This is a genomic window from Pseudomonas sp. F007, from assembly GCF_057814275.1.
Map to the genome: position 1 here is coordinate 226691 of NZ_JBVATA010000002.1, position 19399 is coordinate 246089.

Annotated in this window: 17 protein-coding genes; 10 read left to right on the plus strand and 7 right to left on the minus strand. The window is 61.3% G+C overall.

Annotated elements, in window-relative coordinates:
* Window positions 1-66: 66 nt before the first annotated feature.
* The 3 genes from ACZYR5_RS05170 to ACZYR5_RS05180 all read right to left on the minus strand — a co-directional run bounded on the left by ACZYR5_RS05170 (window position 67) and on the right by ACZYR5_RS05180 (window position 4447).
* Window positions 67-1071 carry an asparaginase gene (locus ACZYR5_RS05170; protein WP_489088875.1) on the minus strand — a complete coding sequence of 335 codons (1005 nt, stop codon included), beginning with the start codon at window positions 1069-1071 and terminating at the stop codon, window positions 67-69.
* Window positions 1072-1170: 99 nt separating this feature from the next.
* On the minus strand, window positions 1171-2616 hold the full coding sequence (locus tag ACZYR5_RS05175) for an alanine/glycine:cation symporter family protein (protein WP_240871442.1): 1446 nt from the start codon (window positions 2614-2616) through the stop codon (window positions 1171-1173).
* A 406-nt stretch (window positions 2617-3022) separates the two neighbouring features.
* Complete coding sequence (locus tag ACZYR5_RS05180) at window positions 3023-4447, minus strand: aspartate ammonia-lyase (RefSeq protein WP_489088874.1); 1425 nt, start codon at window positions 4445-4447, stop codon at window positions 3023-3025.
* Between the two features lie 180 nt (window positions 4448-4627).
* On the opposite strand from ACZYR5_RS05180, the gene ACZYR5_RS05185 reads away from it, so the two are divergent.
* Entirely contained in the window at window positions 4628-5539 is a 912-nt protein-coding gene (locus ACZYR5_RS05185; RefSeq protein WP_489088873.1) for a LysR substrate-binding domain-containing protein, read from the plus strand.
* 54 nt (window positions 5540-5593) lie between these two features.
* Here ACZYR5_RS05185 and ACZYR5_RS05190 read toward each other — a convergent pair whose 3' ends face one another.
* Window positions 5594-6184: a hypothetical protein gene (locus ACZYR5_RS05190; protein WP_489088872.1), complete on the minus strand. Its 591-nt coding sequence runs from the start codon at window positions 6182-6184 to the stop codon at window positions 5594-5596.
* Between the two features lie 75 nt (window positions 6185-6259).
* Complete coding sequence (locus ACZYR5_RS05195) at window positions 6260-6976, minus strand: hypothetical protein (RefSeq protein ID WP_489088871.1); 717 nt, start codon at window positions 6974-6976, stop codon at window positions 6260-6262.
* 402 nt (window positions 6977-7378) lie between these two features.
* Between ACZYR5_RS05195 and purE the strand changes: the two genes are divergently transcribed.
* From purE to ACZYR5_RS05215, 4 genes are all read left to right on the plus strand, one after another.
* Window positions 7379-7870 carry a 5-(carboxyamino)imidazole ribonucleotide mutase gene (gene purE, locus ACZYR5_RS05200; protein ID WP_034149342.1) on the plus strand — a complete coding sequence of 164 codons (492 nt, stop codon included), beginning with the start codon at window positions 7379-7381 and terminating at the stop codon, window positions 7868-7870.
* Window positions 7871-7881: 11 nt separating this feature from the next.
* On the plus strand, window positions 7882-8967 hold the full coding sequence (locus ACZYR5_RS05205) for a 5-(carboxyamino)imidazole ribonucleotide synthase (protein ID WP_489088870.1): 1086 nt from the start codon (window positions 7882-7884) through the stop codon (window positions 8965-8967).
* Window positions 8968-9071: 104 nt separating this feature from the next.
* Window positions 9072-9317 carry a GlsB/YeaQ/YmgE family stress response membrane protein gene (locus ACZYR5_RS05210; RefSeq protein ID WP_007928514.1) on the plus strand — a complete coding sequence of 82 codons (246 nt, stop codon included), beginning with the start codon at window positions 9072-9074 and terminating at the stop codon, window positions 9315-9317.
* Between the two features lie 86 nt (window positions 9318-9403).
* Entirely contained in the window at window positions 9404-9940 is a 537-nt protein-coding gene (locus ACZYR5_RS05215) for a DUF3299 domain-containing protein (protein WP_489088869.1), read from the plus strand.
* Window positions 9941-9956: 16 nt separating this feature from the next.
* Here the strand turns inward: ACZYR5_RS05215 and ACZYR5_RS05220 are convergent, their stop codons facing one another.
* Both ACZYR5_RS05220 and ACZYR5_RS05225 read right to left on the minus strand, forming a co-directional pair.
* Window positions 9957-10856, minus strand: coding sequence for a D-hexose-6-phosphate mutarotase (locus ACZYR5_RS05220; protein ID WP_489088868.1), 900 nt, complete (start codon window positions 10854-10856; stop codon window positions 9957-9959).
* A gap of 33 nt (window positions 10857-10889) precedes the next feature.
* Window positions 10890-11291, minus strand: a complete 402-nt coding sequence (locus ACZYR5_RS05225; RefSeq protein ID WP_027616782.1) for an acyl-CoA thioesterase — start codon at window positions 11289-11291, stop codon at window positions 10890-10892.
* 360 nt (window positions 11292-11651) lie between these two features.
* On the opposite strand from ACZYR5_RS05225, the gene ACZYR5_RS05230 reads away from it, so the two are divergent.
* From ACZYR5_RS05230 to pstB, 5 genes are all read left to right on the plus strand, one after another.
* Entirely contained in the window at window positions 11652-12950 is a 1299-nt protein-coding gene (locus ACZYR5_RS05230) for an MFS transporter (protein ID WP_027616783.1), read from the plus strand.
* Window positions 12951-13111: 161 nt separating this feature from the next.
* Complete coding sequence (locus ACZYR5_RS05235) at window positions 13112-14113, plus strand: phosphate ABC transporter substrate-binding protein PstS (RefSeq protein WP_027616784.1); 1002 nt, start codon at window positions 13112-13114, stop codon at window positions 14111-14113.
* Between the two features lie 226 nt (window positions 14114-14339).
* Window positions 14340-16625: an ABC transporter permease subunit gene (locus ACZYR5_RS05240; RefSeq protein ID WP_489088867.1), complete on the plus strand. Its 2286-nt coding sequence runs from the start codon at window positions 14340-14342 to the stop codon at window positions 16623-16625.
* 15 nt (window positions 16626-16640) lie between these two features.
* Window positions 16641-18311 (plus strand): phosphate ABC transporter permease PstA, encoded by a 1671-nt coding sequence (pstA, locus tag ACZYR5_RS05245; protein ID WP_489088866.1) that lies wholly within the window; start codon window positions 16641-16643, stop codon window positions 18309-18311.
* A 146-nt stretch (window positions 18312-18457) separates the two neighbouring features.
* Window positions 18458-19291: a phosphate ABC transporter ATP-binding protein PstB gene (gene pstB, locus ACZYR5_RS05250; protein ID WP_027616787.1), complete on the plus strand. Its 834-nt coding sequence runs from the start codon at window positions 18458-18460 to the stop codon at window positions 19289-19291.
* Window positions 19292-19399 lie beyond the last annotated feature (108 nt).

A 19399-nucleotide genomic window follows, 5' to 3' on the forward strand; every position in this document is an offset into this window, starting at 1 on the left:
TGACCCGCCAGGGGGGGTAGTAGCTATGTATTTGCCAGTAGTGAGGCGCTCATGGGATGGGCGGACTCAGCTCAGTTCGCCACACAGGTCCAGCTCAACCAGGCGCCGAACCTCATCGATTGCCAATCCGGCACCGAGCAAGGCGTGCAACTTGCCGAAGGCCGCCTCACGGGTCATGCCGCCACCGGACAGCACGCCAACGCCACGCAGGCGGCTGCCGGCCTCGTAGACATCCAGCTCGACCCCGCCTTCGTGGCACTGGGTGATCGCTACCACCACGATGCCCATGGCCTGCGCGCGGGCAAGGCTGGCCAGGAAACCAGGGTTGTCACTCGGTCCGGTGCCGCTGCCGAAACACTCCAGCACCAGGCCCTGGATACCGCTGGCGAGCATGCCGTCCAGTTGTTCGGCGCCGATGCCGGGGAACAGCGGCAGCACGCCGACCCGGGCCAGTTGCCTGGGCTGCTGATACTGCAAGGCGTGCGGGATCGATGCCGCTTTCACGCCGCCACCCTGGCGTTGCAGGCGGGCAAAGGGATGACGACCGAAGCTGCGGATTTTCGCGCATCGGGTCGGGTCCAGCAGCTCGCCGTGGAAGTACAGCTGAACCCCGGGGGCCAGCCCCTGGCCGAGGGCAACCAGCGCACCGCCGAGGTTCTCCCAGGCATCGCTGTCGGTGACGCCGGCGGGCAGCATCGAACCGGTAAACACCACGCGGGCATGCAGGCCCAGCAGCTGAAAGCTCATTGCTGCGGCGCTGTAGGCCAGGGTGTCGGTGCCATGCAGGATCAACACGCTGTCGCAGCCATCCACGTCGACCGCCTCGACCACCGCCTCACGCAGACGCTGCCAGTAGTCGGGCGTCATGTTGGCGCTGTCGATCAGCGGGGTCATCTCGCGAAAGCGCCACTGCGGCACGATCATTTCAGGCTGGCTGTGCAGGTAGTCGCGCATCCGCGCTTCGAAACCGGAGGCCGGTGCCAGGCCATTGGCGCTGGCTTGCATGCCGATGGTGCCGCCGGTGTAGAGCACCATGATGTGCTGGGCGGCAGGGTAGGTCGAGGAATTCATGGGGAGTTCTCCTGAACGAGGACAGCAGGCGGTCGAGCATGACGCCGACCGCTGCTTGTGTCACGCCGGGCGCTGGAACTGCGCCCGGTTTTTACCCGATCAGCGTTGCGCTGCGGGGATGCCTTGCGGCTGAGCGTTGGCCTGGGTGTCGGCCGATGGATTGGCAGGCCAGGCTTTCAGGTCCAGATCCAGGTCGCTGAATTTGCTGGAGTCGAACACCGGCTGGTCGACGCCGGCGCGGCGCTGCGCATCGTAGTCGCGCATCACGCGCATGCCGACCTTGAACAGCATGGCCAGGGCCACCAGGTTGACGAAGGCCAGGCAGGTCATGGTGATGTCGGCGAAGGCGAATACGGTCGACAGGTCCTGCATCGAACCCCAGACCACCAGCGCCAGCACCAGGCCGCGGAACGTCATCAGCGCAGCACGGTTGCGGGTGAGGAACTGCAGGCTGTTTTCGCCCAGGTAGTAGTTGTAGAGGATGCAAGTGAAGACGAACAGCGACAGCGCGACGCTGACGAACATGCGGCCCCAGTCACCCACCACGGCGGCCAGCGAGTTCTGGGTCAGGACGATGCCGTCACCTTCGAAGCCCGGAGTGTAGAAGCCCGACAGCAGAATCAGCAGCGCGGTGCAGGTGCAGATCACGAAGGTGTCGAGGAACACGCTGAACGCCTGAACCACGCCTTGAGCGCCCGGGTGCTTGACGGCGGCCACGGCTGCCACGTTCGGCGCACTGCCCAGGCCCGCTTCGTTGGCGAACACGCCACGCTTCACGCCCATCACGATCGCGCTGCCGAGCAGGCCGCCGAAAGCCGGGTCGAGACCGAAGGCGCTCTTGAAGATGGTTTCCAGCATGGCTGGCACGTGTTCGATCTGGGTGCCGATCACGTACAGGGTCACGCCGATGTAGGCCAGGGTCTTGATCGGTACCAGCAGGTCGGACACCGAAGCAATACGCTTGATGCCACCGATGAAAGTGATGGCCAGCAGCACCGCCAGGACGATACCGGTGTGTTGCGGGTCGAAGGCAAAGGCGTTCTGCAGCGAGTGGGTCACGGTGTATGACTGCAGGCCGATGAACGCGAAGCCGTAGGTGACCAGCAGCAGGATCGAGAACACCACCGCCATGCCTTTGAGCTTCAGGCCGTGCTGGATGTAGTAGGCCGGGCCGCCACGGTACAGGCCGTCGCCATCGGCGCGCTTGTAGACCTGGGCCAGCGTACATTCGAAGAAACTGCTGGACATGCCGACCAGTGCGGTCACCCACATCCAGAACACCGCACCCGGGCCACCCAGGGTCACGGCGATGCCGACCCCGGCGATGTTGCCGGCACCGACGCGGCCGGCGAGGCTGAGCATCAGGGCCTGGAACGAGCTGAGTTGCCCGGCGCTGCCTTTGAGGCTGTCGCGGAACACCGCGAACATGTGGAAAAAGTGGCGCAATTGAACGAAACGCGAGCGAATCGTGAAGTAGCTACCGAGCCCGACAATGAGCACGATCAGTACTTTCCCTGAGAGGAAGTCGTTGATGACTTCGAGCATGGATTTATCCTCGCTGTTTTTTGTGTAGGCAGATGCAGACCTCTCGGACACATCTTGTTACGTCTGTCGGCGCACGGCGCAACAGGCGGTTCGATGTTCGTCCCGGGTTCTTATCGCGGGTTTGTTATTAGTTCGGGTTTCGCATGGGTTGAGGCCTCGCTACCGACGACCGCTCATGCGAAGAGGGGCGGCACTATACCCATGCTTTGCTGTGGGAGCGAGTCTGCTCTCGATTACGGTAGAACTTTCAATGCAGGTGGCGACTGACCGGACGCTTTCGCGAGCAGGCTCGCTCCCACAGGTTCTACATTTGCTGCGGTTAAAAAAAGGGCCTGGAGAATCATCTCCAGGCCCTCAAAAGGTGAGAGGTGTCTAGTCCCTCGACCTGGTGAGCGGTGTTACAGCATCAGGCCTTCAGAGGCACCAGACGCGGGGCAATCATGTTTTCCGGACGCAGGATGTCGGCGAGCATGGCATCGTCGAGCAGGCCTTCTTCGCGTACCAGTTCCAGCACGCCGCGGCCAGTTTCAAGGGCCATGGCGGCGATGCGGGTGGCGTTTTTGTAGCCGATGTACGGGTTCAGCGCGGTGACCAGGCCGATCGAGTGCTCGACCAGTTCGCGGCAGCGGGCTTCGTTGGCGGTGATGCCGACGATGCAGTGCTCGCGCAGCATGTCCATGGCGCGTTGCAGCAGGCGGATCGAGTCGAGGATCTTGAAGGCGATCAGCGGCTCCATCACGTTCAGTTGCAGCTGGCCACCTTCGGCCGCCATGGTCAGGGCCAGGTCGTTACCGATGACCTGGAATGCCACCTGGTTCACGGCTTCCGGGATTACCGGGTTGACCTTGCCGGGCATGATCGAGCTGCCTGGCTGACGGGCTGGCAGGTTGATTTCGTTGATGCCGGTACGCGGGCCGCTGGACAGCAGGCGCAGGTCGTTGCAGATCTTCGACAGCTTGACCGCGGTGCGCTTGAGCATGCCGGAGAACAGCACGAAGGCGCCCATGTCGGAAGTGGCTTCGATCAGGTCGGCAGCCGGAACCAGCGGTTGACCACTGATCAGCGCCAGACGCTCTACGGCCAGGGCCTGGTAGCGTGGGTCGGCGTTGATGCCGGTGCCGATCGCGGTGCCGCCCAGGTTCACTTCAGTCAAGACTTCCGGGGCCAGCGTCTTCAGACGGGCCAGGTCTTCGCCCATGGTGGTGGCGAACGCACGGAATTCCTGACCGAGGGTCATCGGTACGGCGTCTTGCAGCTGGGTACGACCCATCTTCAGGACGTGGTTGAATTCTTCACCCTTGGCCGCGAATGCCTGAATCAGGCTGTCGAGGCTGGCGAGCAGGGCGTCGTGACCCAACAGCAGACCCAGGCGGATGGCCGTCGGGTAGGCGTCGTTGGTCGACTGCGCCATGTTCACGTCGTCGTTCGGGTGCAGGTACTGGTATTCGCCTTTCTGGTGGCCCATGGCCTCCAGCGCGATGTTGGCGATCACTTCGTTGGCATTCATGTTGGTCGAAGTGCCAGCGCCGCCTTGGATCATGTCCACCACGAACTCTTCGTGGAAGTCGCCGCGAATCAAACGTGCACAGGCTTCGCTGATGGCAGCGTGCTTGGCCTCGGACAGGTGACCCAGCTCGCGGTTGGCGTCAGCGGCGGCCTGTTTGACCATGGCCAGGCCAACAACCAGTTTCGGGTAATGCGAAATCGGAACGCCGGAGAGGCGGAAGTTGTTCACCGCTCGCAGGGTCTGGATGCCGTAATACGCTTGAGCAGGTACTTCAAGGGCGCCAAGCAGGTCGTTTTCTGTGCGGAATGATGCAGCGGAGGACATGACGGAAATCATCTCGATATGGACCCGGTCTGTGCCGGAACGCTGTGAATGCTAGGCTTGTGGTGAATTTTGGGCCAATGCTGTTAAACACTAGCCTATGCATATTCGGCATAATGCCGATGTGACGCCGTGTGTACGGCGAGCGTGCGACCTATTTTGGTGCGTGTCCGGGAGGGCTCGATGAATCTGGAAAGCAAATGGCTGGAGGACTTTAGCGCCCTGGCCGCCACCCGCAGCTTCTCCCAGGCGGCCGAGCGGCGCTTTGTGACGCAGCCGGCATTCAGTCGGCGCATCCGCAGCCTGGAAGCGGCGCTGGGGCTGACGCTGGTCAACCGCTCGCGCACGCCGATCGAACTGACGGCGGCCGGGCAGCTGTTTCTGGTTACCGCGCGCACCGTGGTTGAACAGCTCGGCGAAGTCTTGCGCCACCTGCATCACCTTGAAGGCGGGCAGGGCGAGGTGATCCAGGTGGCGGCGGCCCACTCCCTGGCCCTGGGGTTCTTTCCGCGCTGGATTGCGCAACTGCGCAACGACGGCCTGAACATCGCCACGCGCCTGGTGGCCACCAACGTCGGTGACGCCGTGCACGCGTTGCGCGAAGGCGGCTGCGATCTGATGCTGGCGTTCTACGACCCCGACGCCGCGATGCAGATGGATTCGGAGATCTTCCCCTCGCTGCACCTGGGCCACACCGAAATGCTCCCGGTGTGCGCGGCCGATGCCGATGGCAAGCCACTGTTCGACCTCGAAGGCGAAGCCAGTGTGCCGCTGCTGGCCTATAGCGCCGGGGCGTTTCTCGGGCGCTCGGTGAACATGCTGTTGCGCCAGCGAGCGCTGCGATTTACCACGATCTATGAAACGGCAATGGCCGATAGCCTCAAGAGCATGGCCCTTGAGGGGCTGGGCATCGCCTGGGTGCCGCAGTTGAGCGTGCGCGCCGAGCTGGCGCGCGGCGAGTTGGTGGTCTGCGGTGGCCCGCAATGGCATGTGCCGCTGGAAATTCGCCTGTACCGCTGTGCGTTGGTGCGCAAGGCCAACGTGCGGTTGTTGTGGCGCAAGCTTGAGGGTGGAGCGGCGGGCACCCAGCAATGATGTGAAAACGCGGAGCCGTGAGTTGTGCGGCTCCGCGCCTGTCACTTCGAACGGTCAAGCATGCTTGGCCAGGTAATTCTTGATGTTTTGCCGATTGGCAGGACTGAAGTGATAGCTGATGGATCGGATCGGGTTTCGCTGTGGCGTCATGTAAGTTTCACCCCACCAGCCATTGTATTGAACTTCGAAGTCTTCATGTTTTGCCCCCAACAAGTGGCCGATCTCATGCGCCGGTACCAGGTAACTGCTCAATGAGGCGATGGCGTAGCTTCCTGTTCTGGTCGACGAGTTGAGGGCGGCGACGCCACCTGTTTTGGCATTGATGGGGTCATTGGTTAATAGAACGACTTTTGTTAATGAGTTTGTAATAAGCCCTTCTTCTCTGGCTTTGTTCAAGTAATTGATGGCCAGCAATTCCCATCGCTCCAGTATCTGGGTAAGGTTTTCACCTTTGTACTCAAAACTGCTGTGCGGGCTGCCGCTGCCAAAGATGATGTGCACGTCGCGGTCGATGAAGCTTTCCAGTTCGGTTTTCAAGTGCAGAAAGTAATCCGAGTAAGCATTTTTTCTCTTCGCTGGTGGTACGTCATCGTGCATAACGACGAAGATGGTAATACTGTTTTTTGCTGGTGTGTCGTTAGTCATACGCTGGGTATCCGAGCTGAATCAAGATTTGATTGAACGGTGAATGGGCGTTGGCGGGGGCTTGAGAGCGGACGCTCAGTCCAGAATGATCGCCGGATACTTTGGGAACTCATGCACGAATGGCCGTCCGTCGTACAGGCCATCGACATAGGCCTTGATGCGCTCGCGGTTACGCTCGCTGAACACCAGGCAGCTGTATCTCAGGCTGAGCGTGGGGTACATGAATGTTTCGCACCACCAGCCGTTGTAATTCACCGCGCCGTCACTGTGGCCGGCGTCGAAGGAGTGACCCAGCTCGTGCACGATCGCCTGCCGCGATCGAATGGAAGCGATGATGCTGTGGCCGGGTTGAGAGACGATCACGCCGCCCACGCGTTGATTGATTCCGTCGAGGGTGATCAAGAGCACCCGGTCATGCCTGGAACGCTTGAACTCTCTATCTGTTTCACGTTTGAGTCGGTATTCAATAGCCAATTTTTCCCATTGGAATACCACCTTGTTCGGGTCATCGCTTTTATAGTCAAAGTTGCTGTACGGAGGTTTGTTTTCGTCAAAAATAATGTTCACCTTGCGTCCGGTAATACGTTCGAACTCTTCGGTGAATGGCAGGATAAATGTGCCATAGATGGATTTTCGTTTTGACTCTGGAATGTCGTCGTGAAAGATTGCGTAAATTCTTATCGGGTTGTCCAGGTCATTTAAAAGGCGGGCAGATTCATCGGCCATGCCGGTGCCTGATCCGAGTAAGGCAATCGTGATGGATGTCAGTAGTTTTTTTATCAGGTTGCGCATGATCTATTCTCGTGGGTTGAAGGTCTGACTGATAACAGATGGCTGTTTTAATCAGTCACTGGCATTCAACAGTCGAGCGAATTTATACTTGCGGTAGCATGTTATTTTTATGGTCGGGTCCATAGTGGGATAACTCACCAGGCTGCAGAACTTGATAAGTATTCAGCGGCGTCGCGTGTGTTTGCTTCAGTAAAAAATCTTGATTTTCAGGTCAATAAAACCGCTGTGCGGAGCCATGTGACAGATGGTCGTTACAGGGGCTGTTTATCTGCGTCATTGCGGTATACTGCGCGGCCTTCGGCCGGTTCGCCCGGCCATAATTCGTACAATCAAGCCACGCATCCTGCGTGGCTTGTTGTTTTATGACGCGCCTGCGGGCGCCCAGAGAGAAGAGGCGCGACGATGAGTGCACTGGTTGGCGTGATCATGGGCTCCAAGTCCGATTGGTCCACCCTTAGCCACACCGCCGATATGCTGGAAAAGCTCGGCATTCCCTATGAGGTGAAAGTGGTCTCTGCCCACCGTACCCCGGACTTGCTGTTCCAGTACGCTGAAGAAGCCGAGGCCCGTGGCATCGAGGTGATCATCGCCGGTGCCGGCGGCGCGGCGCATCTGCCTGGCATGTGTGCGGCCAAGACCCACCTGCCGGTGCTGGGCGTGCCGGTGCAGTCGGCGATGCTGTCGGGCGTCGACTCGCTGCTCTCTATTGTGCAAATGCCTGCGGGTATTCCGGTTGCTACTCTGGCGATCGGCAAGGCTGGCGCGATCAACGCAGCGCTGCTGTCGGCGAGTATCCTGGGCGCCAAGCACCCGCAGTTCCATGAAGTGCTGAAGACTTTCCGCGCTGAGCAGACTGACAGCGTCCTGGAAAATCCAGACCCACGCATCGCCTGAGGTTGTTGACGATGAAGATCGGTGTAATCGGTGGCGGCCAGTTGGGTCGCATGCTGGCCCTGGCGGGTACTCCGCTGGGGATGAACTTTGCTTTCCTGGACCCCGCGCCGGACGCCTGTGCCGCGGCACTGGGTGAGCACCTGCGTGCCGATTACGGCGATCAGGACCATCTGCGCCAGCTGGCCGACGAAGTCGACCTGGTGACCTTCGAATTCGAAAGCGTCCCGGCGGAAACCGTGGCTTTCCTGTCGCAATTCGTCCCGGTCTACCCAAGTGCCGAAGCGCTGCGCATCGCTCGCGACCGCTGGTTCGAGAAGAGCATGTTCAAGGACCTGGGCATTCCGACTCCGGCGTTCGCCGATATTCAATCGCAAGCCGACCTCGACGCGGCCGTGGCTGCCATCGGCCTGCCGGCCGTGCTCAAGACCCGCACTTTGGGCTATGACGGCAAGGGCCAGAAAGTCCTGCGCACGGCTGAGGATGTAGTCGGCACCTTCGCCGAGCTGGGCAGCGTCGCCTGCCTGCTGGAAGGCTTCGTGCCGTTTACCGGCGAAGTGTCGTTGATTGCCGTGCGTGCCCGCGATGGCGAAACCCGCTTCTATCCGCTGGTGCACAACACCCACGACAGCGGCATTCTCAAGCTGTCCGTGGCCAGCACCGAGCATCCATTGCAAGCCCTGGCCGAGGACTACTCCAGCCGTGTGCTCAAGCAGCTGGATTACGTCGGCGTGATGGCTTTCGAGTTCTTTGAAGTCGACGGCGGCCTCAAGGCCAACGAAATCGCCCCGCGCGTGCACAACTCCGGGCACTGGACCACCGAAGGCGCCGAGTGCAGCCAGTTCGAAAACCACCTGCGCGCCGTTGCCGGCTTGCCGCTGGGTTCGACGGCCAAGGTCGGCGAGAGCGCCATGCTCAACTTCATCGGTGTGGTGCCGCCCGTGGACAAGGTCATCGCCATCGACGATTGCCACCTGCACCACTACGGCAAGGCGTTCAAGGCCGGGCGCAAGGTCGGACATGCCAACCTGCGCTGCGCCGACAAGGCCACGCTGGAGCGGCAGATCCGCAAGGTCGAAGCGCTCATCGCCGAGCAGTAAGTCTTGGATACGCCGGGAACCTTCGGTGCCCGGTGCTCTCTGATGGCAGGATGCCAAAGTCTGTCTAGGCTTTGGCATAGCTACTTCACTCAGAGGGAAACGCCATGGGAATTATCGGAACCATCTTCATCGGACTGATCGTGGGCCTGCTGGCTCGTTTCCTCAAACCGGGTGACGACAGCATGGGCTGGATCATGACGATCCTGCTCGGTATCGGTGGCTCGCTGGCCGCCACCTACGGCGGTCAGGCGCTGGGCATCTACCAGGCAGGCCAGGGCGCGGGCTTCATCGGCGCGCTGGTGGGCGCGGTGGTGCTGCTGGTGATCTACGGCCTGGTCAAAAAGAACTGATTCACGCGACAAAGCCCTCTGCGCGATCGGCGCGCAGAGGGCTAGAATGCCCGGCGTCCCATCATCCCTTCTTGCCGAGCACCGTCATGCGCCGTCTTCTGTTAACCCTTGTCTTGCTGGGCGCTGGCCTGGCGCACGCTGGCGACCTGCCGGAAACCGATTGGCTGGAGCTGATGCCCAAGTCGGACCAGAAGGCGCTCGAAGCCATGCCCGAAATCGACCACGACTCCCCGGAAGCCAACGGCACCTTTACCGACAAGGGTGGCCTGAAGCAGAGCAAGGGCTTGCCGGCGGTGATGTATTCGACCAAGACCGTGGCCGCGATGAATGACAAGCGCATCCGCCTGGGTGGCTATCCGGTGCCGCTGGAAACCGATGGCAAGGGGCGCAGCACGCTGTTCTTCCTGGTGCCGTACCCGGGCGCCTGCATCCACGTACCGCCACCGCCGCCCAATCAACTGGTGCTGGTGCGCTACCCCAAGGGCCTGAAGCTGGATGATATCTACACGCCGCTGTGGGTCACCGGCACGCTGAAGGTCGAGACGGTCAACAACGACCTGGCCGACGCCGCCTACGCGCTGGATGCAGCGCAGGTACGGGTGGTCGAGGAAGCGGATCTGTAGCGGCGAGCCTGCCGGCTTACAGCGGCTTGCTGGCGATGCTCACGCCCAGGGTGTGGCTGGCACCCGCCGCCAGGTGGACGATGTCATCCATCACGTTGGCGGTTTCGATGCACAGCATGCGCTGCCAACCGTCGTTGGCCATGTCGCTGAACGCTGCCGCGCGGTCGATCCAGGGGTTCCAGATGACGGCGCTGCGCGAGCCGCTGGCGGTCAACTCGATGCGGCGTTCCCAGGTTGGGTCGACGATGCTGAGTTTGGCCGGGGTATCGAGGTAGATCCGGTCGGTTTCGCCGGTAAAGTGCAGGTCGCCCTGTTGCTTGACGATGTTCCAGTCATCCAGGGTTTCGATGTAATCCAGCCCATCGACACCTTCAACCTGCACATTGCGCACATCGCTGACGGCGAAATAGCTGTGCAACGCCTGGCTGATGCTCACGCTGTCAGCGCCGCGGTTATGGCTGGTCAGGTTGACGTGCAGCTGTTCATCGAGACGAATGCTCAGGCGCAGATCAACCTGATGCGGCCAACCTGGCAGGCCATTTTCCGGCACCGGCAGGATGAACTCGACATTCAGGCCACCGTCAGTGGTGCCGATCTCGCCCAACTCCCAGTCCAACGCCCGCACCAGCCCGTGAGCAGGGGCGGGTTCGTTGCTGACGCGCATTGCCTGGACGCTGTCCGGGTTGCGCTGGAGATTGCCAAACCAGGGCCAGCACACCGGCACGCCGGCGCGAATGCTTTTACCGGTCTTGAACACCGCCTCATCGTTGAGCCAGATCACTGGCGGCTGCCCATCCAGTTGATAGCTGAGGATGTGCGCGCCTTGCTGGGCGACCAGCAGTTCGGCCTGACCGTGGCGAATCCGCCAGCAGTTCAGTTGATCCAGGGTCACAGCTTCAACGTTGGGCGTGTTCATTGGGGCAACTCTCGATCGGCAACAGGGACGGTATCAGGCGCGTGGTGGTAGTGAGCGGGTGCGACCGCTGCCATCGATGGCGACGAAGACGAACGCGGCTTCGGTCACTTTACGCCACTCGCTGGACAGCGGATCGTCGCTCCAGACCTCGACCAGCATCTTGATCGAGGTGCGACCAATTTCCTGGGCCTGGGTGTAGAACGACAACTGCGCGCCAACGGCCACCGGGACCAGGAACGCCATGCGATCAATCGCTACCGTGGCAACGCGGCCACCGGCGATCTTGCTGGCCATGGCGGTGCCGGCCAGATCCATCTGGGACACCAGCCAGCCGCCGAAAATATCGCCAAAGCCGTTGGTTTCGCGAGGAAGCGCAGTGATTTGCAGGGCCAGGTCGCCTTGCGGGATCGGATCGTCTTGTTCGAGTTCTATCATGCCGGGGGTGCCTCTTACCCGTGACTCTCATTGGTATTTCAGGTGAATAGCCGTCTTTCGAAAAACGATTCAGCCCGAACACACTGCGTTCGTCGTGTTTTCCATAAGGCGTGCTAAAGGGAAACTCTGCGAAATCGACTGGTCGCACCAGCAGCGTCTTCGCACAGCAACCCTTGCAGCATGTTGCAGGCTGCGAGTATATCGAGCGGTAGACCGCGCGACGACCGTCCGGTTCTCATTTTGCCTGTCAAATACGCGCATCCTGTGCTTTTTCAAACAATTTGTTATCGTGCCAAACCTGCCCAAGCTCCAGCCAGCGTTGTTGGGGTTGCAGATCCGACTATAAGAGAAGCCCTTGCCATGACCACAGCGCCATCGAGCATAGCGTCACCCGCGCAGCCCGCACGACCCTTGACCCGCAATGACTACAAGACTCTGTCGCTGTCCGCCCTGGGCGGTGCGCTGGAGTTCTACGACTTTATTATCTTCGTGTTCTTCGCCACGGTGGTCGGCAAGCTGTTCTTCCCGGCCGACATGCCCGAGTGGCTGCGCCTGATGCAGACCTTCGGCATCTTCGCCGCCGGTTACCTGGCGCGGCCATTGGGCGGCATCGTCATGGCGCACTTCGGCGACCTGCTGGGGCGCAAGAAAATGTTCACCCTGAGCATTTTCATGATGGCCGTGCCGACGTTGATCATGGGCCTGCTGCCAACCTACGCGCAGATCGGCATGTGGGCACCGATCCTGCTTCTATTGATGCGGGTGATCCAGGGCGCTGCCATCGGCGGTGAAGTGCCGGGCGCCTGGGTTTTCGTCTCCGAACACGTTCCGCAGCGCCACATCGGCTATGCCTGCGGCACCCTGACCTCGGGGCTGACCGCCGGGATTCTCCTCGGCTCGCTGGTCGCCACCGCAATCAACAGCATTTATACCCCGGAGCAGGTGTCCGACTACGCCTGGCGGATCCCGTTCCTGCTGGGTGGGGTGTTTGGCCTGTTCTCGGTCTACCTGCGCCGCTGGCTGCACGAAACCCCGGTGTTCGCCGAGCTGCAACAGCGCAAGGCCCTGGCCGAAGAAGTGCCGCTGCGCGCGGTGCTGCGTGACCATCGCGGCGCCATTGCGATCTCGATGCTGCTGACCTGGCTGCTGTCGGCCGGGATCATCGTCGTCATCCTGATGACCCCGACCGTGCTGCAGACCGTCTACCACTTCCCGGCGACCACCGCGCTGCAGGCCAACAGCCTGGCGATCGTGTTCCTCAGCCTGGGTTGCGTGATCTCCGGTGCACTGGCTGACCGCTTTGGTGCCGGTCGGGTGTTCGTGGTTGGCAGCGCCTTGTTGCTGCTGAGCTCGTGGACCTTCTATCACAGCCTGTTCAACCATCCGGACTGGCTGTTCCCGATGTATTCGCTGACCGGCCTGCTGGTCGGCACCATCGGTGCCGTGCCCTATGTGATGGTCAAGGCGTTCCCGGCGGTGGTGCGTTTCAGCGGCCTGTCGTTCTCCTACAACCTGGCGTACGCGATCTTCGGTGGCCTGACGCCGATGGTCGTGACCCTGCTGCTCAAGGAAAGCCAGATGGGCCCGGCCTACTATGTTGCGATCATTTGCGGCGTAGGCATCATCGTCGGTGGCTACCTGTGGAAAAAAGGCCGTTGAGGCGCTGAAAATCGCAGTTCCAGCCTGTCTCTCGATGAAGGCCAGCATTCTTCCCGGATGCTGGCCTTTCATCTAATTGTCACAATCCAGTCATAGAGTGTTCATACGACCTGCCGATACTTGGCCCCGACTCAAGTCCCCCCTATTTCCTGGAGTAAGGCATGAAACTGAAGCGTTTGATGGCGGCAATGACCTTTGTCGCTGCTGGCGTCGCGACTGCCAACGCAGTGGCCGCTGTTGACCCTGCTATCCCGAGCTACACCAAGACCACTGGTGTGTCGGGCAACTTGTCCAGCGTCGGTTCCGATACCCTGGCCAACCTCATGACCCTGTGGGCTGAGAACTACAAAAAAGAATACCCGAACGTAAATATCCAGATTCAGGCCGCCGGTTCCTCCACCGCGCCCCCTGCGTTGACTGAAGGCACCGCCAACCTGGGCCCGATGAGCCGCAAGATGAAGGACAACGAACTGCAGGCGTTCGAAACCAAGTACGGCTACAAGCCAACCGCTATTCCAGTGGCTGTCGATGCCCTGGCGGTGTTCGTGCACAAGGACAACCCGATCAAGCACCTGACCATGGAACAGGTTGACGCGGTGTTCTCCTCGACCCGCCTGTGCGGTGGCAAGGCCGACGTGAAAACCTGGGGTGACCTGGGCGTGACCGGCGACCTGGCCAACAAGCCAGTGCAGTTGTTCGGTCGTAACTCGGTATCCGGCACCTACGGCTACTTCAAGGAAGAAGCCCTGTGCAAAGGCGACTTCAAGCCGAACGTCAACGAACAGCCTGGCTCGGCTTCGGTCGTGCAGTCGATCAGCTCTTCGCTGAACGGCATTGGTTACTCGGGTATCGGTTACAAGACCGCCAGCGTGAAGACCGTGGCCCTGGCCAAGAAAGGCAGCACTGACTTCATCGAAGACACCGAAGAAAACGCCCTGAACGGCAAGTACCCGCTGTCGCGTTTCCTCTACGTGTACGTCAACAAGGCCCCGAACAAGCCGCTGGCGCCGCTGGAAGCCGAGTTCGTGAAGCTGGTGCTGTCCAAGCAGGGTCAGGAAGTCGTGGTGAAAGACGGCTACATCCCGCTGCCGGCCAAGGTTGCTGCAAAAGCACTGGCTGACCTGGGTCTGTCGGAAGGCGGCGAGAACGTCGCAAAGAAGTAATAAATTGAGTCCGGGCTCGCCCCGGACTCTGTAGGAGCCAGCTCGCTGGCGAACGCATCAACGCGGATTACCTGTCGGACCGCGTTGCCCGCATCGCCAGCCAGCCCAAACGAAAGCCCGCTCCTACCGACAAATTCCTTATCCACTGCCAGTCCCCACTGGCGGTGGCTTTGTTGCGTCACTTGATTGTCATCTTTCTGTCATACAGGATCGCTAGGGTGTGCGCATGAATGATCTGGCCAATTCCCCAATGACTACGACTTCCCCTCCCAAGCGAATTGACTTCAATACGCCTGAATTGCAACGCAAGCGTCGTCTGCGGGCGCTCAAGGACCGGCTGACCCGCTGGTACGTGCTGATCGGCGGCCTCGCCGTGCTCGGTGCAATCACCCTGATCTTCTTCTTTCTTGCCTACGTCGTGGCCCCACTGTTCCAGGGGGCCGAGCTGACCGCCAAGGACAAGCTCACCCCAGCCTGGATGCAGGACGCCGGCAAGCCGCTGATGATCGCCCTTGAAGAGCAGAACCAGGTCGCGATGCGGGTTTCCGACAAGGGCCAGGCACTGTTTTTCGACCTCGACAGCGGCGCCGAGCTGCGTCGGGTCGATCTGCCGATTCCGGCAGGCACCCGCGTGACCTCGATCAGCAAGGACCAGCCGGGCAACCCGCTGGTGATCGTCGGCCTGTCCGATGGCCAGGCGCTGGTGTTCCGTCACACCTATAAAGTCAGCTACCCGGACGGCAAGAAGACCATTTCGCCGGCCATCGAGTACCCCTACGGCGAAACGCCGATTGCCCTGGACGAGGAGGGCGGCGCGCTGGAGCACGTCAGCCTGAATGCCAGCGACTCGACGCTGATGGTCGCCGGCTCCAATGGTGCTCACCTGCACGTGCTGGCGCTGACCAAAGAAGAAAACATGATGACCGGTGAGGTCACCAGTGATCAGCAACGCATCGACCTGCCGCAGATGACCGAGCCGGTGAAGAACATCTTCATCGACCCGCGCCAGCAGTGGCTGTATGTGATCAACGGGCGTGCCCAGGCCGACGTCTTCAGCTTGCGCGAGAAGAGCCTCAACGGTCGCTACAAACTGCTGGAAGACGGCGAAGCCCAAGTCACCGCCGCTGCCCAATTGGTGGGCGGTATCTCGCTGATCATCGGTAACTCCAAAGGCGGCCTGTCCCAGTGGTTCATGGCCCGCGATCCGGATGGCGAGCAACGTCTGAAACTGATTCGCTCCTTCCAGATGGGCACCGCGCCTATCGTTGAAATCACTGCCGAAGAACGTCGCAAGGGCTTCGTTGCCCTGGATGCATCGGGCAAGTTCGGCGTGTTCCACAGCACCGCGCACCGCACCCTGCTGGTGGATCAGGTGGTCGAAGGCCAGGGCCTGTTCGGCATGTCGCCGCGGGCCAACCGGGTGGTTGTGGAGCAAGGCGGCGCCTTGCAACCGCTGCTGCTCGACAACCCGCATCCGGAAGTGTCCTGGAGCGCGCTGTGGAGCAAGGTCTGGTACGAAAACTACGACGAGCCTAAATACGTCTGGCAATCGACGGCGGCCAACAGCGACTTCGAACCCAAGCTGAGCCTCTCGCCACTGACCTTCGGTACGCTCAAGGCCGCGTTCTACGCCATGTTGCTGGCGGCACCGCTGGCCGTCGCCGCAGCGATCTACACCGCCTACTTCATGGCGCCGGGCATGCGGCGCAAGGTCAAGCCGGTGATCGAGCTGATGGAAGCGATGCCGACGGTGATCCTCGGTTTCTTCGCCGGCCTGTTCCTCGCGCCTTACGTGGAAGGGCATTTGCCGGGGATCTTCAGCCTGCTGATGTTGCTGCCGATCGGCATCCTCGTTGCCGGTTTCACCTTCAGCCGCCTGCCTGAGTCGATTCGCCTGAAAGTGCCGGATGGCTGGGAAAGCGCGATGCTGATCCCGGTGATCCTCTTCGTCGGCTGGCTCTCGCTGTACATGAGCCCGTACCTGGAGACCTGGTTCTTCGGCGGCGACATGCGCATGTGGATCTCCCACGACCTGGGCATTACCTACGACCAGCGCAACGCCCTGGTGGTCGGCCTGGCCATGGGCTTCGCGGTCATCCCGAATATCTACTCGATCGCCGAAGACGCCGTGTTCAGCGTGCCGCGCGGCCTGACCCTGGGCTCGTTGGCCTTGGGTGCGACGCCATGGCAGACCATGACCCGGGTGGTGATTCTCACCGCCAGCCCGGGGATCTTCTCGGCATTGATGATCGGCATGGGCCGTGCGGTGGGCGAAACCATGATCGTGCTGATGGCCACCGGCAACACCCCGGTCATGGAGATGAACCTGTTCGAAGGCCTGCGCACCCTGGCAGCCAACGTCGCGGTGGAAATGCCGGAGTCGGAAGTCGGCGGCAGTCACTACCGGGTGCTGTTCCTCTCGGCCCTGGTCCTGCTGCTGTTTACCTTCGTCATGAACACCCTCGCGGAACTGATTCGTCAGCGTCTGCGCAAGAAATACTCGTCGCTTTAATAAAGGTAGAAGTCTGTGAAACAGAACTCCCTGAATGGATGGTTCAAGAGCGGCGCTCCCGGCGTCTGGATCAGCGGTGGCGCGGTGGCCATCGCGGTCATCATGACCATTGGTTTGCTGGCCGTGATTGCCGTGCGCGGCCTGGGCCACTTCTGGCCCGCCGACCTGGTGCATGCGCAGTACGCAGTGCCGGGCCAGGGCAGCCAGGTGGTCATCGGCGAAGTGGTGCAGAAAGAGCAGGTGCCTCGTGAGCGCCTGAAAAGCGCCGGCTTGCCGGTGCCGGATGTGGGCCCTGAGTTCATGACCCGCGAGCTGATCAAGGTCGGCAACCGCGACCTGAACGGCACTGATTTCACCTGGATCGTCGGCGAGTGGCTGACTGACCAGACCACGCCACCGGAGTTGATGGCGCTGGAGCGTCGCGAGTGGGGCAACTTCTACGGCTACCTGGTCAACGTCAAGCAGGACGGCAAGATCGTCGCCGAAGGCGAGGCCGCCTGGCCCGAGCTGCAAGCGCGGATCGAGCGCGTCAGCAAGCTGGCCGCCGAACTCAAGACTCTGGAGAAGTCCGATATTGGCGCGATCAACGCCGGTCTCGAGCGCATCCGCCTGCACGGTCGCAAACTGGAGCTCAACGGCAAGCTGGACGCCGCGGCCCAGGCCGACATGGAGTCCGAGCGCGCCGAGTTGAATGCCCGCTACCAGGACATCGAGAAGCGCCTGAGCGAACTGCACGCGCAGTTCAACCGCGACAGCCTGACGGCCCGCGATGGCAACGGCAAGGAAGTCGACATCGAGCTGGGCAAGGTGGTTCATGCCTTCCAGCCGAATGCCATGGGCACCTTCACCAAGATCGGTTTCTACTTCAGCAAGGTGTGGGAGTTCCTCAGCGACGACCCGCGTGAAGCCAACACCGAAGGCGGGATCTTCCCGGCAATCTTCGGCACCGTGATGATGACCCTGATCATGGCGATGATCGTCACCCCGTTCGGCGTACTGGCGGCGGTGTACCTGCGCGAATACGCCAAGCAGAACACCCTGACCCGGGTGATCCGCATCGCGGTGAACAACCTGGCGGGCGTTCCAGCGATCGTTTACGGCGTGTTCGGTCTCGGTTTCTTCGTCTATGTACTGGGCGGTTCGGTCGATCGCCTGTTCTTCCCCGAAGCCCTGCCGGCGCCGACCTTCGGTACCCCGGGCCTGCTCTGGGCCTCGCTGACCCTGGCGCTGCTGGCGGTGCCGGTGGTGATCGTGGCGACTGAAGAAGGTCTGGCGCGGATTCCCCGTACCGTGCGTGAAGGTTCGTTGGCCCTCGGCGCGACCAAGGCGGAGACGCTGTGGAAGATCGTCCTGCCAATGGCCAGCCCGGCGATGATGACCGGCATGATCCTCGCGGTGGCCCGTGCCGCCGGTGAAGTGGCGCCGTTGATGCTGGTGGGGGTGGTCAAGCTGGCGCCGTCGCTGCCGCTGGACGGCAACTACCCGTACCTGCACCTGGACCAGAAAATCATGCACCTGGGCTTCCATATCTATGACGTCGGCTTCCAGAGCCCGAACGTCGAAGCCGCGCGACCGCTGGTGTACGCCACGGCCTTGCTGCTGGTGCTGGTGATCGCCACCTTGAACTTGTCGGCCGTGTGGATCCGTAACCACCTGCGCGAAAAATACAAAGCACTGGATAGCTAAAGCCTGTAGGAGCTGGCTTGCCAGCGAAGGCGATTTCAAGGACGCCTTCGCCGGCAAGCCGGCTCCTGCAGAGCGGCGACACCGCCGGCCCATCTTGTGAGGCCTGCGGCTCACTGAACCGAATTTGTTAGCACAGGGAGCCTCCCATGCAACACGAAACCCACACCCACGGCATCAACATGTCAGCCCTGGGTCGCGACAAACAGAGCCTGAACCTCGAACAGGAAACCGTGGCCATCGAAGTGCCGGGCCTGAGCCTGTTCTACGGCGAGAAACAAGCGCTGTTCGACGTCAGCATGAACATCCCGAAACAGCGCGTGACCGCCTTCATCGGCCCGTCCGGCTGTGGCAAGTCGACCCTGCTGCGCACCTTCAACCGGATGAACGATCTGGTGGACGGTTGCCGGGTCGAGGGTGCGATCAACCTGTACGGCAACAACATCTACCGCAAGGGCGAGGATGTCGCCGAGCTGCGTCGTCGCGTCGGCATGGTGTTCCAGAAGCCCAACCCGTTCCCCAAGACCATCTATGAAAACGTGGTCTACGGTCTGCGCATCCAGGGCATCAACAAAAAGCGCGTGCTCGACGAAGCGGTCGAGTGGGCACTGAAGGGCGCGGCGCTGTGGGACGAGGTCAAGGACCGCCTGCACGAGTCGGCACTGGGCCTGTCCGGTGGTCAGCAGCAGCGTCTGGTGATCGCCCGCACCATCGCCGTCGAGCCGGAAGTGCTGCTGCTCGATGAGCCGTGCTCGGCACTCGACCCGATCTCGACGCTGAAAGTCGAAGAGCTGATCTACGAGCTGAAATCCAAGTTCACCATCGTCATCGTGACCCACAACATGCAACAGGCGGCGCGGGTTTCCGACTACACGGCGTTCATGTACATGGGCAAACTGGTGGAATTCGGCGACACCGACACGCTGTTCACCAACCCGGCGAAAAAACAGACCGAAGACTACATCACCGGGCGGTATGGCTGATTGAGGCAGCCGCGAGCGCCAAGCTGCAAGCGGCAAGTCAGAGCGGTCCGAGTAACGACACACATCAGCTTGCAGCTTGCAGCTTGACGCTTGCAGCTCACAGCTCAC

Bases quoted from the DNA above. Each gene is read 5' to 3' on its own strand.
- ACZYR5_RS05220 (WP_489088868.1), bottom strand. From the start codon at position 10,856: ATGAACACGCCCAACGTTGAAGCTGTGACCCTGGATCAACTGAACTGC.
- pstB (WP_027616787.1), top strand. From the start codon at position 18,458: ATGCAACACGAAACCCACACCCACGGCATCAACATGTCAGCCCTGGGT.
- ACZYR5_RS05205 (WP_489088870.1), top strand. From the start codon at position 7,882: ATGAAGATCGGTGTAATCGGTGGCGGCCAGTTGGGTCGCATGCTGGCC.
- ACZYR5_RS05240 (WP_489088867.1), top strand. From the start codon at position 14,340: ATGAATGATCTGGCCAATTCCCCAATGACTACGACTTCCCCTCCCAAG.
- ACZYR5_RS05175 (WP_240871442.1), bottom strand. From the start codon at position 2,616: ATGCTCGAAGTCATCAACGACTTCCTCTCAGGGAAAGTACTGATCGTG.
- ACZYR5_RS05210 (WP_007928514.1), top strand. From the start codon at position 9,072: ATGGGAATTATCGGAACCATCTTCATCGGACTGATCGTGGGCCTGCTG.
- ACZYR5_RS05230 (WP_027616783.1), top strand. From the start codon at position 11,652: ATGACCACAGCGCCATCGAGCATAGCGTCACCCGCGCAGCCCGCACGA.
- ACZYR5_RS05225 (WP_027616782.1), bottom strand. From the start codon at position 11,291: ATGATAGAACTCGAACAAGACGATCCGATCCCGCAAGGCGACCTGGCC.
- ACZYR5_RS05195 (WP_489088871.1), bottom strand. From the start codon at position 6,976: ATGCGCAACCTGATAAAAAAACTACTGACATCCATCACGATTGCCTTA.
- ACZYR5_RS05180 (WP_489088874.1), bottom strand. From the start codon at position 4,447: ATGTCCTCCGCTGCATCATTCCGCACAGAAAACGACCTGCTTGGCGCC.
- ACZYR5_RS05185 (WP_489088873.1), top strand. From the start codon at position 4,628: ATGAATCTGGAAAGCAAATGGCTGGAGGACTTTAGCGCCCTGGCCGCC.
- purE (WP_034149342.1), top strand. From the start codon at position 7,379: ATGAGTGCACTGGTTGGCGTGATCATGGGCTCCAAGTCCGATTGGTCC.
- ACZYR5_RS05235 (WP_027616784.1), top strand. From the start codon at position 13,112: ATGAAACTGAAGCGTTTGATGGCGGCAATGACCTTTGTCGCTGCTGGC.
- ACZYR5_RS05170 (WP_489088875.1), bottom strand. From the start codon at position 1,071: ATGAATTCCTCGACCTACCCTGCCGCCCAGCACATCATGGTGCTCTAC.
- ACZYR5_RS05190 (WP_489088872.1), bottom strand. From the start codon at position 6,184: ATGACTAACGACACACCAGCAAAAAACAGTATTACCATCTTCGTCGTT.
- ACZYR5_RS05215 (WP_489088869.1), top strand. From the start codon at position 9,404: ATGCGCCGTCTTCTGTTAACCCTTGTCTTGCTGGGCGCTGGCCTGGCG.